The organism is Bradyrhizobium mercantei (genome assembly GCF_001982635.1).
In the GTDB taxonomy this organism is placed as follows: domain Bacteria; phylum Pseudomonadota; class Alphaproteobacteria; order Rhizobiales; family Xanthobacteraceae; genus Bradyrhizobium; species Bradyrhizobium mercantei.
The window spans coordinates 661,674-685,130 of record NZ_MKFI01000001.1 but is presented as its reverse complement, the minus strand read 5'-3'; the positions used below and the strand labels follow the sequence as shown (position 1 = coordinate 685,130).

Below are 23,457 nucleotides of genomic sequence, written 5' to 3'. Positions count from 1 at the left end.
CATGCGCTTGGAGAAAATCCTCGAATCGCAAGCGCTCAGGCTCGCCGAAAGGACGGCCTTGGTCTGCGGAACCGAGAGGATCAGTTATGCTGCGTTGGTCGAACGGACACAGCAGGTCGCGCTGGGTCTGCGTTCACGTGGTATTAAACCCGGCGATCGCGTGGTGCTGTTTCTTCCGAACGGCGTCGAGATCATCGAACTGTTCTTTGCGGCGTTTATGGTCGGGGCCATCGTCGTACCCGTAACCACGCGTTTGACAGCCTACGAACTCGATCACATCTGCCGGGACTGCATGCCGTCGGTAATCGCAGTGGATGGTGCGTCCGAGGCGGTGGAACAGACGTTGTCTGCGTACCCTCAGGCACTGCGGATAACAATAGGTCGCGACTTCGTGGGGGCCGTGCATTATGCGTCGATCAAGTCCGCCGCGACCGGCGAGTTGCCGAGCCTTCCGGCGGAACCGGACGATGCCTTGATCATGTACACGTCAGGCACCACGGGAAAGCCGAAAGGGGCCATAATCACGCACGCCAACGTCATAGTGCAGCATCGCTTCATCAACGGTGTTGAATGGCGCATTTCGGACGAGGACTGCTTCCTCGTGACGACGCCTCTTGCTCACAGGACGGGGTTCGCGCGTATGGCGAACGCGCTGACCTTGGGTGGAACGCTCGTAGTTATGAAGAAATTCGACGCGAGAGAGGCCGTCGAGCTTATCTGTCGCGAGTCAATTTCTGTCGCAGGTATGGTCCCCACCGTCTGCCGGATGCTTCTACCCGAGATTCAGGCTGATCCCACGAAATGCGCTTCGTTGAGGACGATCGTGGTAACCGGAGAGGCGTTCCCGGTGGATCTCAAAAGGAAGTTCATTTCGCTTCTGCCGTCCGTCCGCCTCGTCTCGTTCTTCGCCATGACAGAGGCCGGAGCTGTTACGTCCCTCTCGCATGAAGAGCAGTTCGATCATGCCGATTCGGTAGGACGTCCAACCGCGGGTGTGGAAACCAGGATCGTCGACGAGAAGGGAAGCCCGCTGCCTGTTGGACAAGCCGGCGAGCTGTTGGTGAGGGCCGGGGAGCCCGGTCGATACTCGGTTATGAAAGGATACTTCAATCGGCCTGCCGAAAACGCTGAAGCGATAAGGGAGGGTTGGATCCACACTGGGGACATCGCGAAGAGCGACGAACAGGGCTATCTGTACATCGTTGACCGAAAGAAGGACATGGTCCTCAGCGGCGGCTTCAACATCTATACCAAGGAGGTTGAGCAGGCGTTGATGGCCAATCCAGACATCGTCGACGCTGCGGTTGTAGGAGTCCCGGATCCGATTTTCGGCGAGGCAGTTGCGGCCTTCATCGAACCGGCGCCGGGCCGTCAGCCGACCGCGGTGTCCGTGATCGAGCACGTCCGCGACCGCATTGCAGGTTACAAGAAGCCGAAACACGTCTTCATAGTCGCCGAGTTACCTCGCAACAGCTTGGGCAAGGTTCTAAAGAACGAGCTGCGAGAGTCCGCCCGTCATGCGGCCGAAGTTCGCAACGAAGCCATAGCCGCCAACGAGATCTAAGACGATCCGCTAGAGCGGCGCCTTGTTTGTGGCGCCTTAGGGTGCACTTTGAGAGGACGTAAGCCCGCGACGTTCGATTGCTCCCCGACGACTGGCAGGCCGAGCGCATCCGAAATGAATTTCGCGGTCGAAACGGTGAGTTTGATGTAGGCCGTCAGCATTTCGTCGTTCATGCGAGCATTCGGAGCGAATAGAGCGACCGAACCGATGACCGCGCTGTTGCGATCGAAAATGGGAGCCGCGATGGATGTTGCGTCGCGGAGGAACTCGCCTCGATCGACCGCGTAGCCATCGCTTCGCGCACGGTCGATCGCATCAACCAGTTCCTTCCGTTCGACATCGCCCGGGGTTCGTAGGCGCGGCTTGTTGTCGCGAAAGGCCAGTATGGCCAAGCCGCTTGCATCGTGGGTCATCGGATGACTTTCCCCGACACGGCGGGAAACCGAAAGGCAATGGCGGCTTCCGCACTCCAAAACGCACAAGGATGCATCGTCTCGAAACAGGAAGAGGGCGGCCGTCTCTCCGGTCTGGTCTCTCAAGTCCTCGACGTGTGCTCGAGCCAGATCGGCAACTTTCGTACCGGACAACCAGGCGTGAGCAAGCTGCATCACTCCCGATGCCAATCGAAAGCGTTCTGGTTCGCTTAGCGTCTCGACTAACCCGGTCGCGCACAGGGTATGCAATAGACGGTATAGGGTGGATCGGCTCAATCCGACCTGATGCTCTAGATCGATCAAGCTCAATGTCGGAGCTTCGGGCGTGAAGCACTTCAGAATGGTTACGGCCCTATGGACGGCCCGAACATGGGACATGCGTCCTGCCATTGGCTGGCCGGTCGGTTGCACGACTTCTCCATGCGATCTCGGGCCGTGAAATGCCGTCATCTGGATTCACCTCAGTCGGCGTCCATTCTGCTCATCTCCCCTGTCGAAATCTTTGAGCCAAATCAATCAAGGCGCTGAAGTTGGGAGAACGGCCTGAAGGGATGCCTTCCCATTCGCAAGGCGTACTAGGGTTCGGCTCTCCGGAGGCTATCCGGCAATTCGAGCTCCACGTGGCGGTCGCGTCTATTGCATGGACATTGGTCTCAATATAACAATCACGGTACAGTTGCGGCCTGTGGGTGGGCCTGGATGGGTTGGGGCGAATCTAGGAGGCGCGCTTGCGCTTTCGGGCGGAGCGCGACCTCTTTGCGTTGGACCGGCATGACGACCAAATCGAAAATCGCTCCCGATCTGCTCGAAAGGCTCGTCCGCTCGGTTGGGCGAGAACATGTCGTTGAGGGCGCGGAGGAGCTCGACTGGGCCGGCCGTTCTGCCTGCGGCACGTTCAACGGGCGCGCCGATCTCCTCGTTCGTCCCGGCTCCACTGCCGAGCTGTCCGAAGTGGTGCGCGTCTGTGTCGACGGCAGAATGCCGATGGTGCCCCAGGGCGGCAACACGGGCCTTGCAGGAGGGGCGACCCCCTTCGGAACCGGCGGGGAGGTCGTGATTAGCCTTAGTAGGATGCGCGCGCTGCGACAGCTCGACATTGAAAATGCGACGATTACTGTCGAGGCTGGCCTCACCCTCAGTGAGGTAAGGACCTACGCGGATCGAGCAGGCCTGCTCTACCCGGTAGGGCTCGGATCTGAGGGAAGTTGTCAGATCGGCGGAAACATCGCCACTAACGCGGGTGGCACCCAGGTGCTTCGGTACGGCAACGTGAGACCCCAGGTTCTCGGCCTGGAGGTCGTTCTGCCAGACGGGCGCATATGGGACGGGCTGCGTTCCTTGCGGAAGGACTCGGCCGGTTACGACATGAAGCAGATTTTCATCGGTTCGGAAGGGACCCTCGGTTTCATCACTGCTGCCGTGCTGCGGCTCCAGCCGCGGCCGAGCGACGTCGCGGCCGCATTTGTGGCCGCACCCAACCCTGCTGCGGCCTTGAAGCTGCTTTCCGCGGCGCGCGGGCGCCTTGGAGAGGCGGTGACGGCATTCGAACTGATGCGGCGTGAGGCCATCGATCTTACGCTTGCTGTAAGACCGGAGTTGCGGATGCCGATCGAGCACTTGCACGATTGGTACGTGCTAGTTGAGGTCGCCGGGCAGGGGGATCCGGGAGGACTGGAGCCCGAGCTTGAAGCGGTCCTTGCATCTGCCCTGGAAGAAGGGCTCATCGTCGACGCAGCGCTCGCCCGGAGTAACGCGCAGCGGCTGGCCATGTGGGAGCTGCGCGAGTGGAAGGCGGAGGCCCAGAAGGCAGCCGGTCCGGGTGTCAAGCACGACGTCTCGGTCCCGGTCTCATCGATTCCGAGATTTCTTGCGGAGGCAGATGCTGCCCTGGAGAACGCTCTTCCCGGAATCCGACACTTCGCGTTCGGCCATCTTGGAGACGGCAACATCCATTACAACCCGATCGCTCCGGCCGGGTGGACGGCGGTCGATCTTGATCCTCACCGCGCGAGGATCAACGAGATCGTCCATGACATCGTCGCGCGCTTCGGCGGCTCGATCAGCGCCGAGCACGGAATCGGTCGCCTGCGCTCCGACGAACTCCGCCGCCGCAAGAGCGAGGTCGAGTACGACATGATGCGCGCGATCAAAGGGACGTTCGATCCGTTCGGGCTCATGAATCCTGGAAAGGTTGTGGCTTGAGTTCGTCGGCCGCGGGAGCGCACGATCAAAGTGTTCGGGACATGTCGGTGGGCGCGGGTACGCGCCGTCTCCGCTTGCTCGAACGGTGCCTCTGCCTGAACGATTTCGAAGCGATCGCCCAGCGCAAGCTGCCGCGCATGCTTCACGGTTTCATCGCAGCAGGAGCCGAAACGGAGACCTCGCTGGAAGCGAATTTCCAGAGTTTTCGCGAGCGGGCTTTTGTTCCACGTGTTCTAGCCCAAAACTTCGATCGCGATATTTCGGCGACGATATTTGGTCGCCGTTATGCTGCTCCGTTCGGAATCGCTCCGATGGGCGCGGCGGGCTTGTGCGCATTCGATGCCGACCTTGCCCTTGCGTCCGGCGCCAAAGCATTCGGCATTCCGATGATGCTGAGTGCGTCCTCGCTCGTTTCGCTCGAGGAAGTCGCTCGCATAGCTCCGGGGACTTGGTACCAAGCCTATCTCCCGGGCGACGACAGGGCGATCGAGGCGATGATCGATCGGGTCAAATCGGCCGATTACGACATCCTGGTTGTGACGGCCGATGTGCCGGTGCCGGCGAACCGCGAGACAAATGTACGGAATGGCTTCTCGATCCCGCTGAAGCCGAGCTTCGATCTATTGTGGCAGGGATCGACCCACCCGGGGTGGGTGACAGGCACGTTCTTGCGAACGTACTGGCGTCGCGGAGAGCCACGATTCGTCAATCTCGAGGCCAGCGGCGGACCGCCCGTCCTTTCCCGTGCGGCCCCGCGCCCTTCCAATCGCCGGGATCGTCTGAGCTGGCAGCATGTGGGGCTGATCCGTCGTCGCTGGCCCGGGCGCCTGGTCATAAAGGGCATCCTGTCGCCGCACGATGCGCGGCTCGCGGCGGACATCGGCGCGGACGGCATCATCGTGTCGAACCATGGCGGTCGTCAGCTTGACGGGGCCGTTGCGCCATTGCGCGTTCTTTCGGACATCAGACAGGCCGTTCCGGCAATGACCGTGATGCTGGACGGAGGAGTCAGGCGCGGCACGGACGTGCTGAAGGCATTGGCGCTCGGTGCGGACTTCGTCTTTCTAGGGCGACCGTTCCTGTTCGCTGCCGTTGTACAGGCAGAGGATGGCGTGCGGTATGCCGCACGCCTTCTTGCGGAAGAGATTGACCGCGATTTGGCGCTGCTCGGTCTGCGCTCGCTGTCCGAACTCTCCCCCGGTTTGATCGTCGACGCCTTTCGATGAGGAAGACGGACGCGGGATACAGGAGCGGCGAAAGAGCGGTGTGCCGATCCCGCGCGAGAATTCGGATGAAAGACAGGGTACGAGCATGGCGAAGCCGGTTTGTCTGATAAGTGGTGGCTCCAGCGGCATCGGTGCCGCCTGCGTGGTCGAATTCGTCCGGCATGGATGGAACGTCGTTGCGTCGTATTTCGGGGATGATGATCCTGATGCGGCCCAGTCGTACGTGGATCGCGAAGTAGGATCGCAGGCGGGCGAGGTGCTTTCGGTTGGGCTCGATGTTGCCGATGAGGAGAGTTGTCGCCGGGCTGCCGTGGCCGCGGTCGCCAGATGGGGGCGGTTGGACGCGCTGGTAAATTGTGCCGGGATCACGAAATTCGTTCCGCATACGGATCTCGAAGGGATCGACGCGGCGGAGTTTCGCCGGCTCTACGACGTCAATCTGATTGGCTGTTTTCAGCTTACGCGCGCCTGCGCAGCTGCGCTTCGGAGCTCCGGCGCCGGCGCAGTGGTTAACATTTCTTCGATTGCCGGGCTGCGCGGATCAGGCTCGTCAATCGCGTATGCGGCATCCAAGGGAGCTTTGAATAGCCTGACTTTGTCGCTCGCGCGCAGCCTGGCACCGAGCGTCCGCGTCAATGCCATCGCGCCAGGGTTCGTCGACGGCGGCTTGCCGCAGCGGATGCTGTCGCATGATCAGTACGAAGAAGTTCTCGGGCGACAAGCAGCGACCGCACCTCTGGGCCGGGTGTCGCAACCTGCTGAAATTGCCGCGCTGACCTGGTTCATGTGCGCATGTGCGCCTGGAATGACGGGCCACGTCGCGGTCGTGGACAACGGGCTCCAACTCTAAGACTGCGCCAGGGAGGAAGGACTTTGACGACATCTTCGAAGAGGTATCGGTCCGCCACCATTCGCGAAGGTACCTTGCGCGCTAGCACGCGCGCCTTTCTTCACGCGCTTGGCCACGACGACGACGAGATCGCGCGCCCGCACATCGGAGTTTTGCACACCGGTGGTGAGATGAGCCCTTGCAACGCTAATCTGAGAGACCAGGCGCAACATGCAAAAACCGGCATCTACGCCGCCGGCGGCATGCCCCATGAATGCCCCGTGGTGTCCGTCAGCGATGGGTTGACGATGGCGCACTCGGGCATGCGTTTCTCGCTGCCCTCGCGCGAGCTCATAGCCGACAGTGTTGAAGCCTCCGTTCGCGGCCATCAGTGGGATGGCATCTTCGCCATTGGAGCATGCGACAAGAACCTGCCGGGATTGATGATGGGCATCGTCCGGTGCAATGTCCCGAGCGTTTTCCTTCATGGAGGGGCCGCGCTACCGGCGCATCTGCCCGGACCGCCAGGATCGAGAGTGCTTGCATCCACCGACACCTATGAAACGATAGGTAAGGTGCTTGCAGGGACGGCTACCCTTGAGGAATTGAACGTTATCAGCCACGCGTGCATCCCAACATCCGGCTCGTGCGCCGGCCAGTTCACTGCCAATACGATGGGAATGGTGAGCGAAGCGCTCGGGCTGGCGCCCATTGGTTCAAGCATGATACCGGCAGTGTACAGCGAACGCTCTTCGCTTCTTCGCCGTACGGGACGGCAGCTCATGAATGCCGTGCGGGCGAGCCTTGATGGCCGCGGCCCGCTGCCACGAGACGTGGTGACTCGTCGATCGTTGGAGAACGCATGCGCCATCGTGTCCGCCACCGGCGGCTCAACCAACGCGGCATTGCACATTCCCGCTATCGCCCACGAAGCGGGCATTCGCTTCTTCCTGGACGACGTGGCCGCCGTCTTCGCCCGGACTCCGCTCATTGCGGATTTGCGTCCAGGCGGCAAGTACTTGGCCAGAGACGTTTATTCCGTCGGTGGGGCGGGCGTGATCTTGCGTAGCTTGCTTGACGCCGGACTTCTTCACGGAGACGCCCTCACTTTCACGGGACTAACGCTGGCGGAGGAACTGGGAGGAGCTGGGGCGCCTGATGGGATCGTCGTGCGTCCAGCTTCCGATCCCATCAGTGCGAGCGGCGGACTGACGGTGCTGAAGGGTAATCTCTGTCCGGACGGCGCTCTGCTTAAGACTGCCGGATTGAAGACGCTACGCCATAGAGGTCCAGCACGCGTGTTCGAGTGCGAGGAGGAGGCTCAGGCGGCAGTGCGAGAGATGCGATATGCCGTCGGCGACGTTCTCGTCATCCGTAACGAAGGACCGCGGGGAGGGCCTGGCATGCGCGAGATGCTCGGAATTACCGCGCTGCTGTACGGGCAGGGGATGGGAGATAAGGTTGCACTGCTGACCGACGGCCGCTTTTCGGGGGCGACCCGCGGCCTTTGTATCGGTTACGCCGGCCCTGAGGCGGCCGAGAAGGGACCCATAGCGGCCTTGCAGGACGGCGATATCGTGAGCATCGACGCTTCGCCGCAGGTCAACTCCATTTCGGTCGAACTGACGGATGGGGAGATCGCCCGTAGGCTGGCCAGCCTTCCGTCCGAGCGGCTCGGCAACGAGCGTATGACGGGCGGCGGGGTACTGGAAAAATACGCGAGCGTAGTGCGGCCGGCATATTGTGGCGCGGTGACTCATTCAGGAGCCGTGCGCTGGCCGAGGGACGACATTGCTCGAAAGGAAACATCCTCAGATGGAGACTCCGGAGCAACGTCCTCGTGAAACTGCACCAATCGTGTGAAAATCCGTTCACATCGTCCTGCCTTGGACATCTCTAAGCCGACGTCGGCGGCGCAGGGTCTTGCACCATGCTTCCGACTTCGCCGACTCTGCGAGTTATCCGGAGTTTGTCCGCAAGATGCTGAAGACCGCTGAGGGATCGACCAAGGCGTGCAGACACCCATGACTCGCGGGACGGGTAACCGATCTCTCCCCGCCTGACTCCGTAACACTTCGCTGTTCTTCAACTGGATTCGACGGTTGCATTTGAAGTGATCGATCGGGCCGGCGCGGCTGCGTCCATGCCCGGAATCGTTCGGCCGTCGATGCACTTTGGAGTGGGGGGCCGCGCACTGCCTGGTGAAGGCTCATAACGGGACCCGTCCGAGCCGCGGACATATATCTCAAAATGTGCCGATCCATTGTAGACAGCGTGTCGACAAGAGACTATGGTGCCTCACAACAAAACATGAGGGAGCGCGCTGGGTGATTTCTTCAATCCTCCAAATCCGGTGCTTGTCGAAACGCTTTGGCGGAACGCATGCGGTCCGAGAGATTTCTGCCGACCTTCAGCGCGGGCAGATTTATGGCCTGATCGGGCCAAACGGGTCCGGGAAAACCACGCTGATCAACCTGATCAGTGGCTTCTACGCCCCTGACACGGGAGAAATCATCCTCGACGGAGAGGAGTTGACCCGACGCAAGCCCTATGAGCTGGCCGGTCTCGGCTTGGTGCGGACCTTCCAGATGCCCAAGACCTTCGCCAGCCTGACCGTGCTTGAGAACGTGTTGCTGCCGGTGGCCGGGGATGGCAGGAGCGAGAGCCTCGATGCTATGCGCGATGCCGCTTTCGATGCGCTCGCGACGACTGGCCTCACCGGGATGGCTCAGCATCCCGCGGGGAGCCTGTCCGGCGGTCAGGCCATGTTGCTCCAGTTGGCCCGTGCGCTGATGTGCGCGCCGGTAAAGCTTCTGTTGCTCGATGAGCCTTTTGGTGGCGTGGCTCCCGCGCTCAAGGAGCGGATTACCCACACCATCCGCCAAATCAATGAGCGATTTCAGGCGACAGTGGTTCTGGTGAGCCACGAAATGTCAACGATCCGCGCGCTGTGCTCCAACGTCATCGTCATGGGAAACGGGCAGGTGATTGCGCAGGGCACGCTCGATGAGGTGTCTGCATCGCCCGAGGTAGTGGCTGCTTACTTAGGAAAACCGGTATGAGCACCGCCGACGCATTGTTGAATGTCGCGGGCCTCGGCGTTGGTTATGTGCCCGGCATTGACATCCTTCGAAATATCGATCTTCGGGCCGAAAGAGGGAAGGTCACGACGATCATCGGCCCCAATGGCGCCGGCAAGTCGACCCTGCTGCGATGCATTTTCGGCCTGTTACCTGCGCGCCGCGGCACCGTAGAGTTCGCGGGCAGCATCATGGAGGCGACTGCTCCCGACCGTCGCAAATTGGACGGCATGGCTTACGTGCCGCAGCACCATAGCACCTGTCCACAATTGACGATCGAGGAGAATCTACGCCTCGGTGGATGGCTATTGCGGCGTCGAAAGCCCGAGATGCAGGCACGTCTCGACGAGATATACGAGCGATTTCCGGTGCTGGCCGAGCGGCGCAGAATCAAGGCCACGCAGCTAAGTGGAGGCCAGCTACGCACGCTCGCGGTGGCCAAGGAGCTAATCGTCCAGCCGCGATTGATGCTGCTGGATGAACCCAGCGTGGGCATGTCGCCCAAAGTCGCGCAGGAAGTCTATGCGATGCTGGCCGCGCTACCTTCGCAGGGCGTGACGGTGCTCTTGGTTGATCAGAACATCACTGACGCAGTCGCCATGTCCGATAGCGTCTATCTCATCGCCGAGGGCGGGGTGCAGCGGCACGGCACGGGCCGCTGGTTCACAGAAAACATCAGCGACGTCATTCGGGAAATGCTCCAGGGCGCCTGAGCTGCTTATTCCACTCTCAATCTTTCCTCGAAAGGACGATCATGGATTTTGAATTGTCTGGCAAGCTGGCGATCGCTGCTGCTGCGGCGGCGTTTCTCACGGCAACCGCCACGAGTGCAATGGCGCAAGCCAATGCGACTCCCGTCAATATCGGCGTGCTTACGCCGCTATCGCCTCCCGGCGACTCGGCTGCCGGCCAGTTGATCGTCAGAGGTGCCGAGCTGGGCGCGAAGTACGTGAACCAGCGGCTCGGCGGAGTATGGAATTCGACGTGTCCAGCGCCAGGACCAGTCAACATCGTCAAGGGCGACGACTCCGGCCTCGCCGAGAAGGGCATGGCGGCTCTTCGCTCGCTGGTGACGAACGATAAGATCGCAGGAGTGCTTGGCACCTACGACAGCACGGTGGCGTTGGCTGTGCAGCCGCTTGCGGAACAATACAAGTTGCCGCTGCTGGTGACGCAGGCGTCCGATGACAAGATCAGCGGCAATCACACGAAGTTCACGTTCATGACTCATACGATCGCCCGGGATCGTAGCGATGTCGTGGAAGCATTCATAAAGAGCTACGGGTTCAAGCGCGTGGCCATCCTCGCCGAGAACACCGATTACGGGACCTCCAGCGGGCCAGACATGCAAAAGCGCTTCGTCGATGGCGGGATGTCGAGCCAGCTTTGGATCTTCGATAAAACGAACCCCGACCTCTTGCCCACATTGCTGCAGGTGAAGAAGTTCGCGCCGGACGTGATCTACAATATGGGCGTAGGCGCGCCCGCTTACCTGATCGTCAAGCAGTCCGCTGACGTGGGACTGCTGCCGAAGACTCCGATGATCATCTCCTACGACCTCCCGATACGGCCAGAGTTCTGGCGTAACCTGGGGGAGCTCGGGAAAAACATGATCTTCCTGTCCTACTACCAGCCCAAGCAAGTTCTTACCGACGCGGGCAAGTGGCTGCAGGAGGAATACCGGAAGTCCTACAACGAGCCTGCTCTCTACAGCTCACTCGCCGCGTTCGGCAATACGATCGTGCTGGCGCAAGCAATGAACGCGGCCTGTTCCACGGAGGGAGAGAAGGTCTCGGGCGCACTCGTCAAAGGAGGATTCACAAGCTGGAACCAGACCGGTGTGGCCTTCAAACAGTCCGATGGCGTCGATTGGCAGCGGAGCGTGCAGCCGATCATGGTCCTTCAGTACACCAAAGCGAACCAAGGCTTCGGTGACGCCACGATCCTCTATCCCCCCAACATGAAAACTGGCGAACTGGTTCGCTGAACCCTGGCATCGAAGCGCTCATGCAGCTCCTGCTCCAATCCCTCACGCTCGCACTCCTGAACGGTGCTATCTACGCACTGATGGCGATGGGTATCACGTTCATTGCCAGCATCATGCGAATCATCAACTGGTCGACGGGCGAGTTCTACATGGTCGGCAGCTTCGCGCATCTAGCGCTGCTGACGGTAATCTTCCCCGCGCTCGGCCTGACGCTGCCGATGGCATGGCTGCTATCGGCGCTCCTTGCGATGGGACTCGTCTTCGTGCTCGGCATGGTCGTGCAAAGGACGCTAATCGCTCCAATGCATCGGCCTGGCACTCAGGCGTTCGAATACGCAACTATCATGACGGTCGCGCTCTCCGTGCTCTTGCAGAACGGGGCCATCATGATTGCGGGCCCGAATCAGTATTCCGTTCCGGACTACATGCGCCCGATACTGTTGGAAGACCTCGAGATCGTGCTTAACGGTAGCCGTGTGGCATCGGGTCTCGCGGCGCTGGCCATCATCCTGCTGTTCTATGTCCTGCTGTACCGAACATCGCTTGGACTGGCATTCCGCGGAATCGCGCAGAACCGCCTGGCGGCTGAAACGGCGGGTCTCAATTTGAAGACTATGGATATGCTCGCCTTCGGCATCGGAACGGGACTATGCGCCGTCGCCGGCGCGCTGTTGGCGCCAGTGTTCTTGGTGCATCCGTTGAACGGCGCCGCCGCGACGATGAAGGGATTCGAGATCATCGTGATCGGCGGCATCGGTTCGCTGGGTGGCGCGGTCGTCGCGGCGTTCGGATTGGCTTTGGTCGAAGGGCTCGGCGCTACATTCTACCGCGCAGAACTGCAGCAGCTCTACGGATTCGTCTTCCTCATTGGCTTCTTGGTTTTCCGCCCGCAAGGCCTCTTCGGGCATAGGGAGCGGCGGGTATGATGCCGCAGTCGTCGATGATCGATCTCCTTTCCGCCACGCGCAAGTTGCCAGCTTCCTGGTGGCCAAACGAACTGACACCTGGTGTGGCAGCGGCTCTCGCGACGGCGTTCTTGCCGCTGATGCTGAACGACTACCAACTGCAAGTGATGTGGGTCGCGTTCTATCTCGCCGTGCTGGCGATTAGTTGGAACCTCGTCGCCGGCTACGGTGGGATGTTCTCACTGGCGCAGCACGCACTCGCGACGATCGGCGGTTATTCGTCGGCTGCGGCCGTACTTGCTCTGGGACTGCCAGTCTGGTGGGGCGTGGTGTGCGGCGGGCTCGCGGCGGCGCTCCTCGGGTATCTGCTTGGCCACGCGACACTGCATCTAAGAAGTCTATACTTTGCTATTGCGACCTGGGTCTTTGCTGAGGTCGCCCGCCAGCTAATCACGATCAACTACGAGATCACACGCGGCGCAATGGGATTGCAGGTACCCTACCTATTCTCGACGCTCGATCCTATCGCGTACTTCTACTTGTTCCTTGGATTGCTCCTGGTAGCATTCGGCGCGAGTGCGATACTGCTCCGGACGAAACTCGGTTATCGCATCCAGGCCGTCCGAGATGACGAAGAGCTGGCCATCGCCAATGGAGTAAATGCCGCGCGGGCGAAGCGAACCATCTTCGCGATGTCCGCTGGCATGGCAGGTATGGCTGGCGCGATGTATGGCCATGCGGTGGGGTTGTTGGCACCGAGCCAGGCCGACTTCTCGCAGATGTCCCTTATCATCATCGCGGCTGTTCTGGGTGGTTACCGGACGTTGTGGGGGCCAATCATTGGCGCAATTCTTATCCAGGCGGTCGCCGAAATGCTGCGCTTCTCGCAGGAGGGCAGGCTAGTCATCTTCGCGGCCTTGCTGATTGTCGTGTTCCGCTTGTACCCGCAAGGCGTGATGGGCGCTCTGAAAATCCTCGCGACGTTGCTTCGCCGCCGGCGACAGGCTGAAGGGAAGACTCAATGATGGAGGTGACGTGGCTTATTCGGAGTTGCGGTTCTGTTGGCTCGGGCCTTTGCATTGAGAGTCCTGCTTTGGCGCGAGATGCGACCTCGCATAAGGATGTCGTGAACGCGCGGCGTCGACGAGGACCTATCATCGGCAGCCAACGTTGGACGACGACCTGGACGGCGTGTGATCGGACGGTCCAAAAGAAAAACGAGAGATCAACGTGTCAAAACCCAATCGCCTAAAGGCTGAGGAGAGACCCAAGGGAAACCGCCCGGTCGACGACGTGCCGTCGAGGGGGCGTGGAAGCAACGCCGACGCGGTTTACCTCCGCCTAAAGAGGTCCATCCTCCAAGCAGAGCTGTCGCCGGGAACCCTTCTCGACGAAACAAGCCTCAGCCAACAGTTCAACGTCTCCCGTTCGCCGGTGCGGGAAGCGTTAATTCGTCTCAACGGCGAGCGACTTGTGCAGACACTCAGGAACAGAAGCACCATCGTTGCACATTTCGACGCCTCGGCGTTGCCGGACTACTTCGACGCTCTTCAACTCATGTATCGCGTCACTGCTCGCCTTGCAGCGCTACATCGTACTGAGCGGCAGCTCGAAGAGCTCAGGGAGATTGACCAGAAGCACAAGACTGCCGCCCGTGGCGACATCCTAGTTAGGATCGAATGCAATCGCGATTTTCACTGCAAGATCGCGGAGTGCGGCAAGAACGTGTTCTTTATCGACTGGACCCGCTCGGTTCTCGATCAAGCTCAGCGCTTGATCTACATGTACCTCGAGCACCACGCGGACGTTCAGGTTTCGTATCCTCTGGATTACCACAAGGAGCTGATCGAGGCGATTTCGCAGCGCGATCAAGTCGCGGCCGAAAAACTCGCGAAACTCGATGCCGAAGTGCTGCGCACCGAAGTGTCGACTCGCCTTGCTGCCTCACTCTCCGCCGCCATCGAGCTGTGATGATTGACTGCATAAACAACTGTGAATCAGGGCTGTCTTGGTCTCCGGCGCAGCAGAGCAGCGCGGTCTCGCGATCGCTCAGAAAAGTTCCGGCCGGAAGGGGGGCGACCGGCTGCCTACCTCGTGCCGACGACTTGGTTGCGAGCTAGATGCCCGGCGATCAGCAGGAGTAATCCATGCAGACGGCAAAGCTACTTACCGCATATCCTTCGCCTTTCGGTCATAAAGTCCAGTGCGCCGCGGCGATCGTCGGTTTCGAAATCCGATTAGAATTCGTGAGCACTCTCGAAGCGGGTAGCGAGCTTCGCAGAGTCAACCCTCTCGGCAAGCTTCCGGTGCTAGTTCCGGTCGGTTGCGAGCCGATCTACGACTCTTCGGTGATCGTTGAATATCTTCAACTTCGCACCGGGACGACGCTCCTGATCCCGCGGGACTCCCAAATGCGCCTTAGCGCGCTACGTGCGCAAGCGCTCGCGGACGGACTGGCGGAAGCCGCGGTTCTCATCTACTCCGAGTTCCAGTGGCGAGAGCCGCCGATGCGCAATACCGCTTGGTTAGCGCATCAGGCGGAAAAGATGGTGAGGTGTCTGGATCACCTCGAGGGAGCGCAGATGTTGAATCCGCGCGCCACAGCAGAACGCAATATCGGGACGATCGCTCTCGGCTGCACGCTCAATTACCTCGCGCTTCGGTTCGGAAATGGCATGGCGAACCGATGGCCGCGGACTTTTAGTTGGGTGGAGCATCTTGCGAGAGACATGGAAGAGTTCGCATCCACGGCGCCGCTTCAGCAAGCGCTTCACCTGAAGTACGTCCCTGCGGACGAGCTCTTTGGGCTGCTGCGTCTTGAGCCGGCCAATACGACGACGCGGCCGTCGCTCGGAGGAAGTTTGGACTAGCCTGACGGTCGAGATCTTATTGCCGGTCCGGGAGTCTTCCGTGGACTGGATAATCCTGAGGAGCAGCACAATGATGAAGCGCCGAAATTTTCTTTCCTCCGCGTTCTTTGCGTGCGTCAGCACCGGCGCAACGGCGGCGGCAACGGAAGCTGGTGCTCAGGCCAGGGCTGATCGGGGAATCCCATTCTATCTGTTCGATTCATTTACCCGAACAGCGTTCTCCGGGAATCCGGCGCCTGTGTTGGTGCTGGAGGAGTGGCTTTCGGACAGCCAGATGCAGGCCCTGGCAACTGAGATGAACCAGTCGGAAGTCGCGTTTGTTCTGAAGAAGGGAGCCGATTGGCACATCAGGTGGTTTACGCCCGTTCAGGAGGTGCCTCTAAATGGTCACGCGACGCTTGCTGCGGCGGCACTGATCTTGAATGACCTCGAACCCGATCTGCCGTCGGTCGCGTTCCATACGCGCACCAAGGGCATTCTCTCCGTCGTCAAGTCCGGTGATAGCTTCCTGATGGACTTTCCTGCAGATGACCCGCCGGTAGCGCGCAGTGTTCCTGTCGGGATCGAAGCGGATCTCGGCGTCAAGCCTGCTGAGTTCTGGGCAAACAATCGCAACATTCTGGTCTATCGCGATGCCGAGGAGGTGAAGGCCGTTCGATCCAAGTTAAGCAGGGAAACAGCTTGGGCCGAAGGAAGGAATGTCATCATTACGGCGCCCGGCACCGACGGAACAGATTATGTTCTACGCTATTTCGCGCCTCTTCTTAATATCCCAGAGGATCCAGTCACTGGAGTTGTCCATTGCACGCTCGCGCCGTTTTGGGCGAACAGACTGAAGAAGACGGCCTTTCAAGTAAAGCAACTGTCGGCAAGGCGGGGTGATGTTACGACGGGAGTTGCAGCGAATGGGCGCGTAGTGATTGGCGGGCCAGCCAAGAAGTACATGAGTGGTCAGCTCTTCATTTCTGGTTAGGAGAAGCCTTAAAGGCTTAGGAGGTGAATATGGACCCCTTAGACAACCAGAAGCCGTGGCGTGTTATTCTCGCGGCCACGATCGGCAATGCATTGGAATGGTATGATTTCATCGTGTACGGCTTCCTGGCAGGAACAATCAGTTCGCTGTTCTTCCCGCCCAACGATCCGTCGATGTCGCTGCTGCTCTCAACGCTGAGCGTCGGCGTCGCCTTCGTGATGCGACCATTGGGCGGATTGGTCATCGGTCTTTACGCGGATCGCGTCGGTCGCAAGAAGGCGTTGACGCTGGTCATCTGGATGATGTTCGTCTCGACCGCTCTGATTGCGGTTGCTCCGACCTATGCGACTGCGGGTGTCGCAGCTACGGTGATCGTCGCCATCGGCCGTTTGTTGCAGGGCTTTTCCACGGGTGGCGAGTTTGGCAGCGCGACCGCGTTTCTGATCGAGTACGCTCCTTCTAATCGCCGGATCTTCTACGGGAGCTGGCAGATGTTCGCTCAGGCGTCAGGTGCATTGGCCTCAACGATAATGGGCGCAATTCTGTTCGGCCTTTTCTCCCAGTCGCAAATCGAACTAGGAGCCTGGCGAATTGCCTTCATGGTCGGGCTGCTGATCGGACCGGTGGGCTATTACATTCGCCGGCGGCTGCACGAGCCCAGCGGTAGCGCCGTCGGTGCCTCGGCGGTCGAACGGGTTACGTTATGGGGTACCATCACCGGATATCCCCGCGAGATAGTCGTTGGCCTAGCCGTAAGTGCAGCGGTCAACGTGATGTCTTACGTCATCATTACGCACCTTCCGCTGTTCGTCCACCTCAGTCTGGGTCTGCCTCAAGCCGTAGCGTTCAACACGCTTCTCGTCGCGGTGACTGTCCGGATGATGTTGATTCCGGTTTTTGGTCTACTGGCGGACCGGATCGATGGCATCACTATCCTGCGGGTGGCGCTTGGGACACTAACGATCAGTGTCTATCCCGCCTACGCCTGGTTGATTGCATCTCCCGGCTATCTATCGCTCACCGTGGTCGAATTGTGGTTCGCAGTTCTCATCGCAGCAGCATACGCCCCCGCACCGACGTTTCTTGCGGATCTATTTCCGACTTACGCCCGGGCGACGGGCCTGTCGATCGTGTACAACGTGGCGGCAACGATCTTCGGCGGGTTCTCGCTCTTCTTCGTGACTCTCATCGGCGAGTTGACCGCCAGCAAGTTTGCACCAGCACACTATGCGGTCCTGTTCTTCATGGCCGCTCTGGCATCGCTCCAGCTCATTCCAAGACCTGCCACGACCTCAAGCGTGGCGAGCGCATCCGCGGCCTAACCGAGCTGTAGCTTTGCCATCGATCTTGTTCGTTCCGTTGAAAACGAATGTGTCTCTTCAGAATTGGCCAAGCAACAGGCCGGTCCTGATCACGCTGAGTCTCCTCAATCGGCGCCGCTGCCCACACACCAGGTAACATCATGTTCAGTTCACTATCTGTCCTTCCGACTGATTCAGTCCTCGGCCTCATCCGGTTGCATGCAGAGGATCCGAACCCGTCAAAGATTGATCTGGGGGTTGGCGTGTACCGAGACGCCGCGGGTAAAAGCCCGATCATGGCGGCCGTCAAGGAAGCAGAGAAGCGGCTCGTTAGCCATCAGCGGAGCAAGACCTATTTTGGGTCAGAGGGCGACCCCGAATTTCTCGCCTCGATAATTCCACTCGTTTTCGGTGAGGCAAGGCTTCCAGCGGAGCGGGTAGTGGCCTGCCAGGCCGTTGGCGGAACGGGCGCGTTGAGACTGGCGGCCACGCTCGCCGCTTTCGCGTCATCCGAACCGCGGATTTGGATCGGCGTTCCGACATGGCCGAACCATCTGCCGGTCTTGCAGTCCGCCGGTCTGAAAATCCAACAATACTCCTATTTCGATCCCTCGACTCAGAGTGTGCAGTTTGAGCTCATGAAGGAAGCACTCAAGCAGGCGAAGCCGGGGGACTTGGTGCTATTACACGCATGTTGCCACAACCCGACTGGCGCGGACCTCACGCCGGAGCAATGGCAAGAGGTTGCCGACCTCCTGGTCGCGCGCAAACTCCTTCCGCTCATTGATTTTGCGTATGCCGGCTTCGCGACGAGCCTTGCAGAAGATAGGCGAGGTATCCAAACAATCCTGGCGCAAGTTCCCGAAGCGTTGATCGCGTTCTCGTGCTCGAAGACCTTCGGTCTATATCGGGAACGGACAGGAGCTCTCTTCGTGCTCGCCGACAGCTCCAAGGCGCGTGCCCCGATCCTGTCAAGTTTGCAGGTACTCGCGCGAACAGTTTATTCAACGCCGCCCGATCACGGAGCAGCCGTCGTGAGGACGATTCTAAATGATCCTGAGTTAACGGCTGGATGGCAAGGCGAGCTACGGCAGGCTCGTGACCGCATCGCTAACCTTAGACGAGAGCTCGGACGATACGGTCAGGTAAACCGGATCAACTTTGCGGCGCTGTCGAAGCAAAACGGCATGTTTTCGCTACTGCCGCTAACCAAAGACGAGGTGGTCCGGCTGCGAACAGGCTACAGCATCTACATGGCAGAGTCGGGACGTATCAACCTGGCAGGGCTTCGGACGTCAGATATGGAGTACTTCATACATTCGATATCAGAAGTGACTGCATAACGCCGGCTCAAGGCATTCATCTTCCGTAATGAGCCAATAACAGGAACTTCATCGAGGGACGGTAAGTCGCGCACCAGGGGCTGTTCCCAATCCGCCGCAGTAGACGTTGGACACCGCTCTCGGGCGATTTCGGGGATGCCGGTGAACGATTGCTGGCTGCGTACATAGACCACACCACCATCGCGCGCATCTCTGCCGTGCTGGCGCAAGTCGAGAGCGCTTCGAGAGACTTGCCCCCGAGCCGCTCCGGCGTCACCACTGCTGTCAACAGGGCCGGTGCTCGAAACCTTCACACTCGACGACGGTGCGGACTCACTCCCGCGATCAAGCACAACTGTTGCCATCCTTTGATCATGGACATGCCGGGGCCGGGGGGCTCCAGGCGAGGTGGCGCCCGCCGGTCGCCTGAAGGTCTGCGCCAGTGATATAGCTGCCAGCGTCGGAGCAGAAGAGCAGGGCGGCACCGGCCATCTCGGAGGGGGCGCCTGCGCGCTGCATCGGGCTGCAGCCCGCTTCGATCGCCTTCCAGGTCGCAGCGTTGACACGGCGCCATTTGTTGCGCTCGGTGGCGATGAGACCTGGGGATAGGTTATTGATGGTGATGCCGTAAGGGGCGTATTCGCGCGCAAGATTGAACGACAGGTTGTGTTGCGCACTCTTGAGAGCGGCGTAGACCGAGAGGGCCGGTTCCGGCGCGATCTGGTTGACGCTGCCGATGGTGAGAATGCGTCCGAACCGGTTCTCGCGCATATGCGGCAACGCGGCTTGCAGCAGTTCGATCGTCGCCTTGAAGTTGACCTGAAGCTGGCGCTCGATCTGATCCGCGGTCACCTCTTCAAAAGGGATCCGGTACTGGATCGAAGCGCACACGACAAGAACGTCGAGACCGCCCAGCAGGGTGCGCGCTTCTTCCACGCATCGCGTCGGCTCTCCTGATATTGAGAAGTCCGCATCGATCGCGCCTCCGGCCCGGCCACGACCGGTTATAGCTGCCACCATTTCCTCCGCTGCATCGTTGCGGCCGAAACCGATATCGGCCTGGCGTGCATGCTGAATGACGACATCTGCCCCCGCTTCGGCGAATGCGAGAGCGATCTCACCCCCAATGCTGATGCTGCCCCCGGTGACCAGCGCCTTACGGCCTGCCATCGAAAAGCGTGCAGCCACACGGCGGCTATTCTCCAAATCCTGCGCGTTTGACATGGTTTGCTCCAGCGTCCATTCGATCTGCTGACTGTTCTTCAGGGCGCGAGACGCTCTCCCGTCGATCTGTCAAAAAGATGAATCCGATCCTCATCTACGGAAAACCGTACGCGGTCGCCGGGCCTGGGGCCAATTCGGTCGCGCTGCGTTACGATCATCTGCTCGCCGCTAGCTGCGAGAGAAAGGAGTGTATCGGTCCCCGTTGGTTCCACCGCCTTAATGGTCGCGCCGACGTCTCCTTCATTCGAAATCCTCAGATTTTCCGGACGAACACCCCAGGAGACCTCTCTGCCGTTCCAAAGCTGCCGCGCGAACGCTGGCAACGGAAGCTCGAGGTCGCCTTTCAGAAAACACCCGCCTTCAATACGCCCATCGATCACGTTCATGGAGGGCGAGCCGATGAACTGGGCGACGAAGCGATTGGCCGGGCGGTCGTAAAGATCCAGGGGCGTGCCGATCTGTTCGACGATTCCGTCATGCATGACAACTATCTTGTCACCCATGGTCATAGCTTCGACCTGGTCGTGCGTCACATAGATCGTGGTGGTACGCAATTGCTGGTGCAAAGCCCTAATCTCGGTGCGCATCTGAACCCTCAGCTTGGCGTCGAGATTGGAGAGCGGTTCGTCCAAAAGAAAGACTGCCGGGTCGCGCACAATGGCGCGTCCCATCGCCACACGTTGACGCTGACCGCCGGACAGTGCGCGAGGCTGGCGATCAAGTAACTTTTCAAGGCCCAGCATTCTTGCCGCGCGATTGACCCTATCTTCCATTTGGGCGCTCGCCGTCCGGCGCAGCCGCATCGAGAAACCCATGTTCTGCCTGACCGTCATGTGCGGATAGAGCGCGTAGTTCTGGAAGACCATGGCGATGTCGCGATCCTTCGGCGCAACGTCGTTCACGACGCGCTCGCCAATGCGAATAGCGCCGCCGTTGATGGCTTCCAGACCGGCCACCATGCGCAGCAGGGTAGACTTGCCACAACCGGACGGTCCAACGAGAATGACGAATTCGCCGTCGGCGATATCGATCGAAACTCCGCGGATCGTCTCCAGCGCACCGTACCGCTTGCGGACATTTTCTATTGAAACGCTCGCCATCGGTCCCTCCCGCGCGCTCTCTAGTTTGAGGCAGCTTTTTGCAGATTGGCGACCGCCGCCGCCTCGCCCGGGAGCGCAATGCGATAAACTCGAGAGGCCGTGCGCCGATAGATCAAATCCTTGTCGTCTTCTGAGAGATCGTCCAGCACGGCGTCGAGATTGCGGATCTGGTCGGCAACCAGGCACATCAATTTCTCGACGGGATAGTTGGTGGCCCACATGCACCGATCCGGTCCAAATAGGTCGATGACCATGCGGACGGGGCCGGCGATGCGCTCCGGCAACCAATTGCGGTCGAGAACCCACAAGCCCGAAACTTTGATTGATATGTTCGCGCACTTCGCGCACTCGCGCATTCCCTGGGTCCATTGGACGATGTCGTCGGGAGTATCGCGGAGCGGAGTGCCGAGGTGGTTTGCGACGAACTGCTGGTCGGGATTCGCGCGAGCGAGCGCGGCAAGCTGCTCGAGTTGCCCGGGTACGACCAGCGTGTCGAATACCAACTCGCGTCGTGTCAATTCGGCGAGACCGCGTTGAAAGTCCGAGGTCAGCATGACGTCCGGCGAGTCGACAAAGCGCCACCGCGGACGGCTGTCCCATGCCAGCGACATGCGTATCCCGCGCATGCGTCCGGAGCGCTGGAAAGACGACAGGAGTCTGCCAACGTCAGGCTGGCGCAAGTCAGCATAGCCGATCGAGGCGGCGGGCAAGCTGCCATCACCGCCAACCGTGTCCACCCAATCGATCTCAGAAGCCCCGGATGCTCCCGCGTTTGCCTCCACGAACACCGACGCGACGACGCCGGCGTCGGCCATGTCGCGTGCGTAGTCGGCAACAAGATAATCCGTCTTCAGCCTGGTGTGATCACCGAAAGGGCGCGGCGGCGAGTCCGGCGCTAGCCACCCATAGGGGAAATGACCAAGCTGCCACAGGTGATGATGGGCGTCGATCCTTTGCCGCAACGGTCCGTCTTTCGTTAGCTAAAAACAGTCCTATTGATAGGTCCGTTTGACAGGAGCGTCAATTGCTGCCGATTGGTTTGACAGAATTAACAGGATCACATATGGTTCTGTTAAATGTTCGGACTGACCGTGCTCAGATCCGCGGTGCCGCAACCGGAAATATGGGAGGACGCCATGCTCAAGCTGCTCGCTGCCGGGCTCGTTGCGAGCGTGGCCGTGATCGGAACGGTTCATCTCGCCAGTGCGGACCCGGTGACGATCACCTTCCGCTTCAACGATACCGAACAGGAGGTGCGGGGAGCAATCGATGCATTCCAGCGCGACAATCCGAACATCAAGGTCGACCTCCAGCGGATCGGCTGGAAGGACGCCCGCAACCAATTCTTGCGCGAGGCAGCCGTTGGGGAAGGGCCGGACGTAGCGCACGTTGCGCAGGTCTGGGTCATCGAAATGGGAGCCGCCGGCGCCACGCTTGCGCTGGACGATTTCATTCGGAAGGATCCGCCGCCCAACGGCTTTGCGGACTTCGCCGCACAAGATTTGGCAAAGGGCAGGGACGGCCACTTCTACGGCCTGCCATGGACGACCGACACCTGGGCGATGGTCTATCGGACGGATTTGCTCAAGGATGCTGGCATTACGGACTTGCCTCATACCTGGGAGGACCTGCGCAAGAACAGCGAGGCGGTCTACAAGAAAACGGGCAAGGCCGGCTTTGGCTTTCCGGCCGGAAGCTCGGCATCGGGGGCGATGTGGTTCTTAGCCAATTTCTACTGGTGGTCGCACGGCAAGGAACTGATCGTTCAGAAGCCTGATGGTTCCTATGCGATCGGGCTGATGCCGAAAGATGTCGTCGAATGCATGAACTACTTCAAGCAGTTCATGGACGGCGGCGATAATCCAAAGACAAATCTTGCAGCCAGCGATGCGCATGATCCGGCCATCATACAGGCTTTGGTCACCGGTAAGCAGGCCATGGGGGCTATGCCTCCGAACACATACAAGGAAATCCTCAAGGCGTATGAGGAGGCAAATCCCGGCAAGTCCATTCCGTTCGCGTCCGCGCCGTTCCCGCACCAAGACGATACCAAAAGTTCAATGATTGGAGGACGCATGCTTGTCATTAACGCCAACAGCAAGCATCCCAACGCAGCCTGGAAGTTCACCAAATTCATGGCCTCGCAAGCAGTCTTCGCCCAATACTACCGTACCCAATTTCCGGCCCAGACCTCGTTGCTGAAGCAGATTGATTTCGGGGCGCCCCTGAAGGGGTTTGCGGAACAATTCCCGCATGCCCGCACGTGGGGAGCTTATGCCAGCGGACCGGCTCCGATTGGCACGCTTTGGAATGTCACGACGCGCACTTTCGGAAAGGCGCTATCGGGGCAAGTATCGACCGAAGATGCTGCGAAGGAACTGTTCGCGGAAATCGGTAAGCAGATGCCCTGAGGTTGGCAAAACGAAATCGGGGCAAGGGG

General features: G+C 60.0%; 20 protein-coding genes. 16 read left to right on the top strand and 4 right to left on the bottom strand.

Features of this window, described 5'->3' with window-relative positions; translation table 11 throughout:
* The first annotated feature begins 1 nt into the window (after position 1).
* The gene (locus BI327_RS03355) at positions 2 to 1,564 is read left to right on the top strand and encodes a class I adenylate-forming enzyme family protein (RefSeq protein WP_076858347.1); all 1,563 of its coding nucleotides are present in this window, start codon (positions 2 to 4) and stop codon (positions 1,562 to 1,564) included.
* Here BI327_RS03355 and BI327_RS03350 read toward each other — a convergent pair.
* On the bottom strand, positions 1,561 to 2,448 hold the full coding sequence (locus tag BI327_RS03350) for an IclR family transcriptional regulator (protein WP_083741906.1): 888 nt from the start codon (positions 2,446 to 2,448) through the stop codon (positions 1,561 to 1,563). The two genes, BI327_RS03355 and BI327_RS03350, sit on opposite strands and share 4 nt — an antisense overlap.
* A gap of 321 nt (positions 2,449 to 2,769) precedes the next feature.
* Here BI327_RS03350 and BI327_RS03345 point away from each other — a divergent pair, with 321 nt between their 5' ends.
* The 14 genes from BI327_RS03345 to BI327_RS03280 all read left to right on the top strand — a co-directional run bounded on the left by BI327_RS03345 (position 2,770) and on the right by BI327_RS03280 (position 18,714).
* Positions 2,770 to 4,200, top strand: coding sequence for an FAD-binding oxidoreductase (locus BI327_RS03345; protein ID WP_089025401.1), 1,431 nt, complete (start codon positions 2,770 to 2,772; stop codon positions 4,198 to 4,200).
* A 41-nt stretch (positions 4,201 to 4,241) separates the two neighbouring features.
* A complete protein-coding gene (locus BI327_RS03340; RefSeq protein WP_076858345.1) occupies positions 4,242 to 5,426 on the top strand; it encodes an alpha-hydroxy acid oxidase in 1,185 nt (394 codons plus the stop codon).
* Between the two features lie 85 nt (positions 5,427 to 5,511).
* Positions 5,512 to 6,276 (top strand): SDR family NAD(P)-dependent oxidoreductase, encoded by a 765-nt coding sequence (locus BI327_RS03335; protein ID WP_076858344.1) that lies wholly within the window; start codon positions 5,512 to 5,514, stop codon positions 6,274 to 6,276.
* Complete coding sequence (locus tag BI327_RS03330; RefSeq protein ID WP_083741905.1) at positions 6,219 to 8,099, top strand: dihydroxy-acid dehydratase; 1,881 nt, start codon at positions 6,219 to 6,221, stop codon at positions 8,097 to 8,099. The genes BI327_RS03335 and BI327_RS03330 overlap by 58 nt, the downstream gene beginning before the upstream one ends.
* A gap of 483 nt (positions 8,100 to 8,582) precedes the next feature.
* Complete coding sequence (locus tag BI327_RS03325; protein ID WP_143271524.1) at positions 8,583 to 9,317, top strand: ABC transporter ATP-binding protein; 735 nt, start codon at positions 8,583 to 8,585, stop codon at positions 9,315 to 9,317.
* The gene (locus tag BI327_RS03320; protein ID WP_076858343.1) at positions 9,314 to 10,048 is read left to right on the top strand and encodes an ABC transporter ATP-binding protein; all 735 of its coding nucleotides are present in this window, start codon (positions 9,314 to 9,316) and stop codon (positions 10,046 to 10,048) included. The genes BI327_RS03325 and BI327_RS03320 overlap by 4 nt, the downstream gene beginning before the upstream one ends.
* A 41-nt stretch (positions 10,049 to 10,089) precedes the next feature.
* Positions 10,090 to 11,322: an ABC transporter substrate-binding protein gene (locus BI327_RS03315; protein ID WP_076858342.1), complete on the top strand. Its 1,233-nt coding sequence runs from the start codon at positions 10,090 to 10,092 to the stop codon at positions 11,320 to 11,322.
* A 20-nt stretch (positions 11,323 to 11,342) separates the two neighbouring features.
* Positions 11,343 to 12,248 (top strand): branched-chain amino acid ABC transporter permease, encoded by a 906-nt coding sequence (locus BI327_RS03310; RefSeq protein ID WP_076858341.1) that lies wholly within the window; start codon positions 11,343 to 11,345, stop codon positions 12,246 to 12,248.
* On the top strand, positions 12,245 to 13,252 hold the full coding sequence (locus BI327_RS03305) for a branched-chain amino acid ABC transporter permease (RefSeq protein ID WP_076858340.1): 1,008 nt from the start codon (positions 12,245 to 12,247) through the stop codon (positions 13,250 to 13,252). The genes BI327_RS03310 and BI327_RS03305 overlap by 4 nt, the downstream gene beginning before the upstream one ends.
* A 205-nt stretch (positions 13,253 to 13,457) precedes the next feature.
* Positions 13,458 to 14,198 (top strand): GntR family transcriptional regulator, encoded by a 741-nt coding sequence (locus BI327_RS03300; RefSeq protein WP_083741903.1) that lies wholly within the window; start codon positions 13,458 to 13,460, stop codon positions 14,196 to 14,198.
* A 176-nt stretch (positions 14,199 to 14,374) separates the two neighbouring features.
* Complete coding sequence (locus tag BI327_RS03295) at positions 14,375 to 15,097, top strand: glutathione S-transferase N-terminal domain-containing protein (RefSeq protein WP_076858339.1); 723 nt, start codon at positions 14,375 to 14,377, stop codon at positions 15,095 to 15,097.
* 70 nt (positions 15,098 to 15,167) lie between these two features.
* Positions 15,168 to 16,070: a PhzF family phenazine biosynthesis protein gene (locus BI327_RS03290; protein WP_143271523.1), complete on the top strand. Its 903-nt coding sequence runs from the start codon at positions 15,168 to 15,170 to the stop codon at positions 16,068 to 16,070.
* Positions 16,071 to 16,099: 29 nt separating this feature from the next.
* Positions 16,100 to 17,392: an MFS transporter gene (locus tag BI327_RS03285; protein ID WP_076858338.1), complete on the top strand. Its 1,293-nt coding sequence runs from the start codon at positions 16,100 to 16,102 to the stop codon at positions 17,390 to 17,392.
* Between the two features lie 140 nt (positions 17,393 to 17,532).
* The gene (locus BI327_RS03280) at positions 17,533 to 18,714 is read left to right on the top strand and encodes an amino acid aminotransferase (RefSeq protein WP_076858337.1); all 1,182 of its coding nucleotides are present in this window, start codon (positions 17,533 to 17,535) and stop codon (positions 18,712 to 18,714) included.
* Positions 18,715 to 19,065: 351 nt separating this feature from the next.
* Here the strand turns inward: BI327_RS03280 and BI327_RS03275 are convergent, their stop codons facing one another.
* The 3 genes from BI327_RS03275 to BI327_RS03265 are packed head-to-tail and all read right to left on the bottom strand — an operon-like array spanning position 19,066 to position 21,979.
* Complete coding sequence (locus tag BI327_RS03275) at positions 19,066 to 19,917, bottom strand: SDR family NAD(P)-dependent oxidoreductase (RefSeq protein ID WP_076858336.1); 852 nt, start codon at positions 19,915 to 19,917, stop codon at positions 19,066 to 19,068.
* Between the two features lie 38 nt (positions 19,918 to 19,955).
* Positions 19,956 to 21,017: an ABC transporter ATP-binding protein gene (locus BI327_RS03270; RefSeq protein WP_076858335.1), complete on the bottom strand. Its 1,062-nt coding sequence runs from the start codon at positions 21,015 to 21,017 to the stop codon at positions 19,956 to 19,958.
* Positions 21,018 to 21,037: 20 nt separating this feature from the next.
* Positions 21,038 to 21,979, bottom strand: coding sequence for an amidohydrolase family protein (locus BI327_RS03265; protein WP_076858334.1), 942 nt, complete (start codon positions 21,977 to 21,979; stop codon positions 21,038 to 21,040).
* A 174-nt stretch (positions 21,980 to 22,153) separates the two neighbouring features.
* Here BI327_RS03265 and BI327_RS03260 point away from each other — a divergent pair, with 174 nt between their 5' ends.
* On the top strand, positions 22,154 to 23,428 hold the full coding sequence (locus tag BI327_RS03260) for an ABC transporter substrate-binding protein (RefSeq protein WP_159450401.1): 1,275 nt from the start codon (positions 22,154 to 22,156) through the stop codon (positions 23,426 to 23,428).
* Positions 23,429 to 23,457 lie beyond the last annotated feature (29 nt).

Coding starts and splice junctions, on each gene's coding strand:
- BI327_RS03305 (WP_076858340.1), top strand. CDS start 12,245: ATGATGCCGCAGTCGTCGATGATCGATCTCCTTTCCGCCACGCGCAAG.
- BI327_RS03295 (WP_076858339.1), top strand. CDS start 14,375: ATGCAGACGGCAAAGCTACTTACCGCATATCCTTCGCCTTTCGGTCAT.
- BI327_RS03270 (WP_076858335.1), bottom strand. CDS start 21,017: ATGGCGAGCGTTTCAATAGAAAATGTCCGCAAGCGGTACGGTGCGCTG.
- BI327_RS03355 (WP_076858347.1), top strand. CDS start 2: ATGCGCTTGGAGAAAATCCTCGAATCGCAAGCGCTCAGGCTCGCCGAA.
- BI327_RS03290 (WP_143271523.1), top strand. CDS start 15,168: ATGATGAAGCGCCGAAATTTTCTTTCCTCCGCGTTCTTTGCGTGCGTC.
- BI327_RS03320 (WP_076858343.1), top strand. CDS start 9,314: ATGAGCACCGCCGACGCATTGTTGAATGTCGCGGGCCTCGGCGTTGGT.
- BI327_RS03280 (WP_076858337.1), top strand. CDS start 17,533: ATGTTCAGTTCACTATCTGTCCTTCCGACTGATTCAGTCCTCGGCCTC.
- BI327_RS03310 (WP_076858341.1), top strand. CDS start 11,343: ATGCAGCTCCTGCTCCAATCCCTCACGCTCGCACTCCTGAACGGTGCT.
- BI327_RS03275 (WP_076858336.1), bottom strand. CDS start 19,917: ATGTCAAACGCGCAGGATTTGGAGAATAGCCGCCGTGTGGCTGCACGC.
- BI327_RS03345 (WP_089025401.1), top strand. CDS start 2,770: ATGACGACCAAATCGAAAATCGCTCCCGATCTGCTCGAAAGGCTCGTC.
- BI327_RS03315 (WP_076858342.1), top strand. CDS start 10,090: ATGGATTTTGAATTGTCTGGCAAGCTGGCGATCGCTGCTGCTGCGGCG.
- BI327_RS03330 (WP_083741905.1), top strand. CDS start 6,219: ATGTGCGCCTGGAATGACGGGCCACGTCGCGGTCGTGGACAACGGGCT.
- BI327_RS03340 (WP_076858345.1), top strand. CDS start 4,242: ATGTCGGTGGGCGCGGGTACGCGCCGTCTCCGCTTGCTCGAACGGTGC.
- BI327_RS03260 (WP_159450401.1), top strand. CDS start 22,154: ATGCTCAAGCTGCTCGCTGCCGGGCTCGTTGCGAGCGTGGCCGTGATC.
- BI327_RS03335 (WP_076858344.1), top strand. CDS start 5,512: ATGGCGAAGCCGGTTTGTCTGATAAGTGGTGGCTCCAGCGGCATCGGT.
- BI327_RS03350 (WP_083741906.1), bottom strand. CDS start 2,448: ATGACGGCATTTCACGGCCCGAGATCGCATGGAGAAGTCGTGCAACCG.
- BI327_RS03285 (WP_076858338.1), top strand. CDS start 16,100: ATGGACCCCTTAGACAACCAGAAGCCGTGGCGTGTTATTCTCGCGGCC.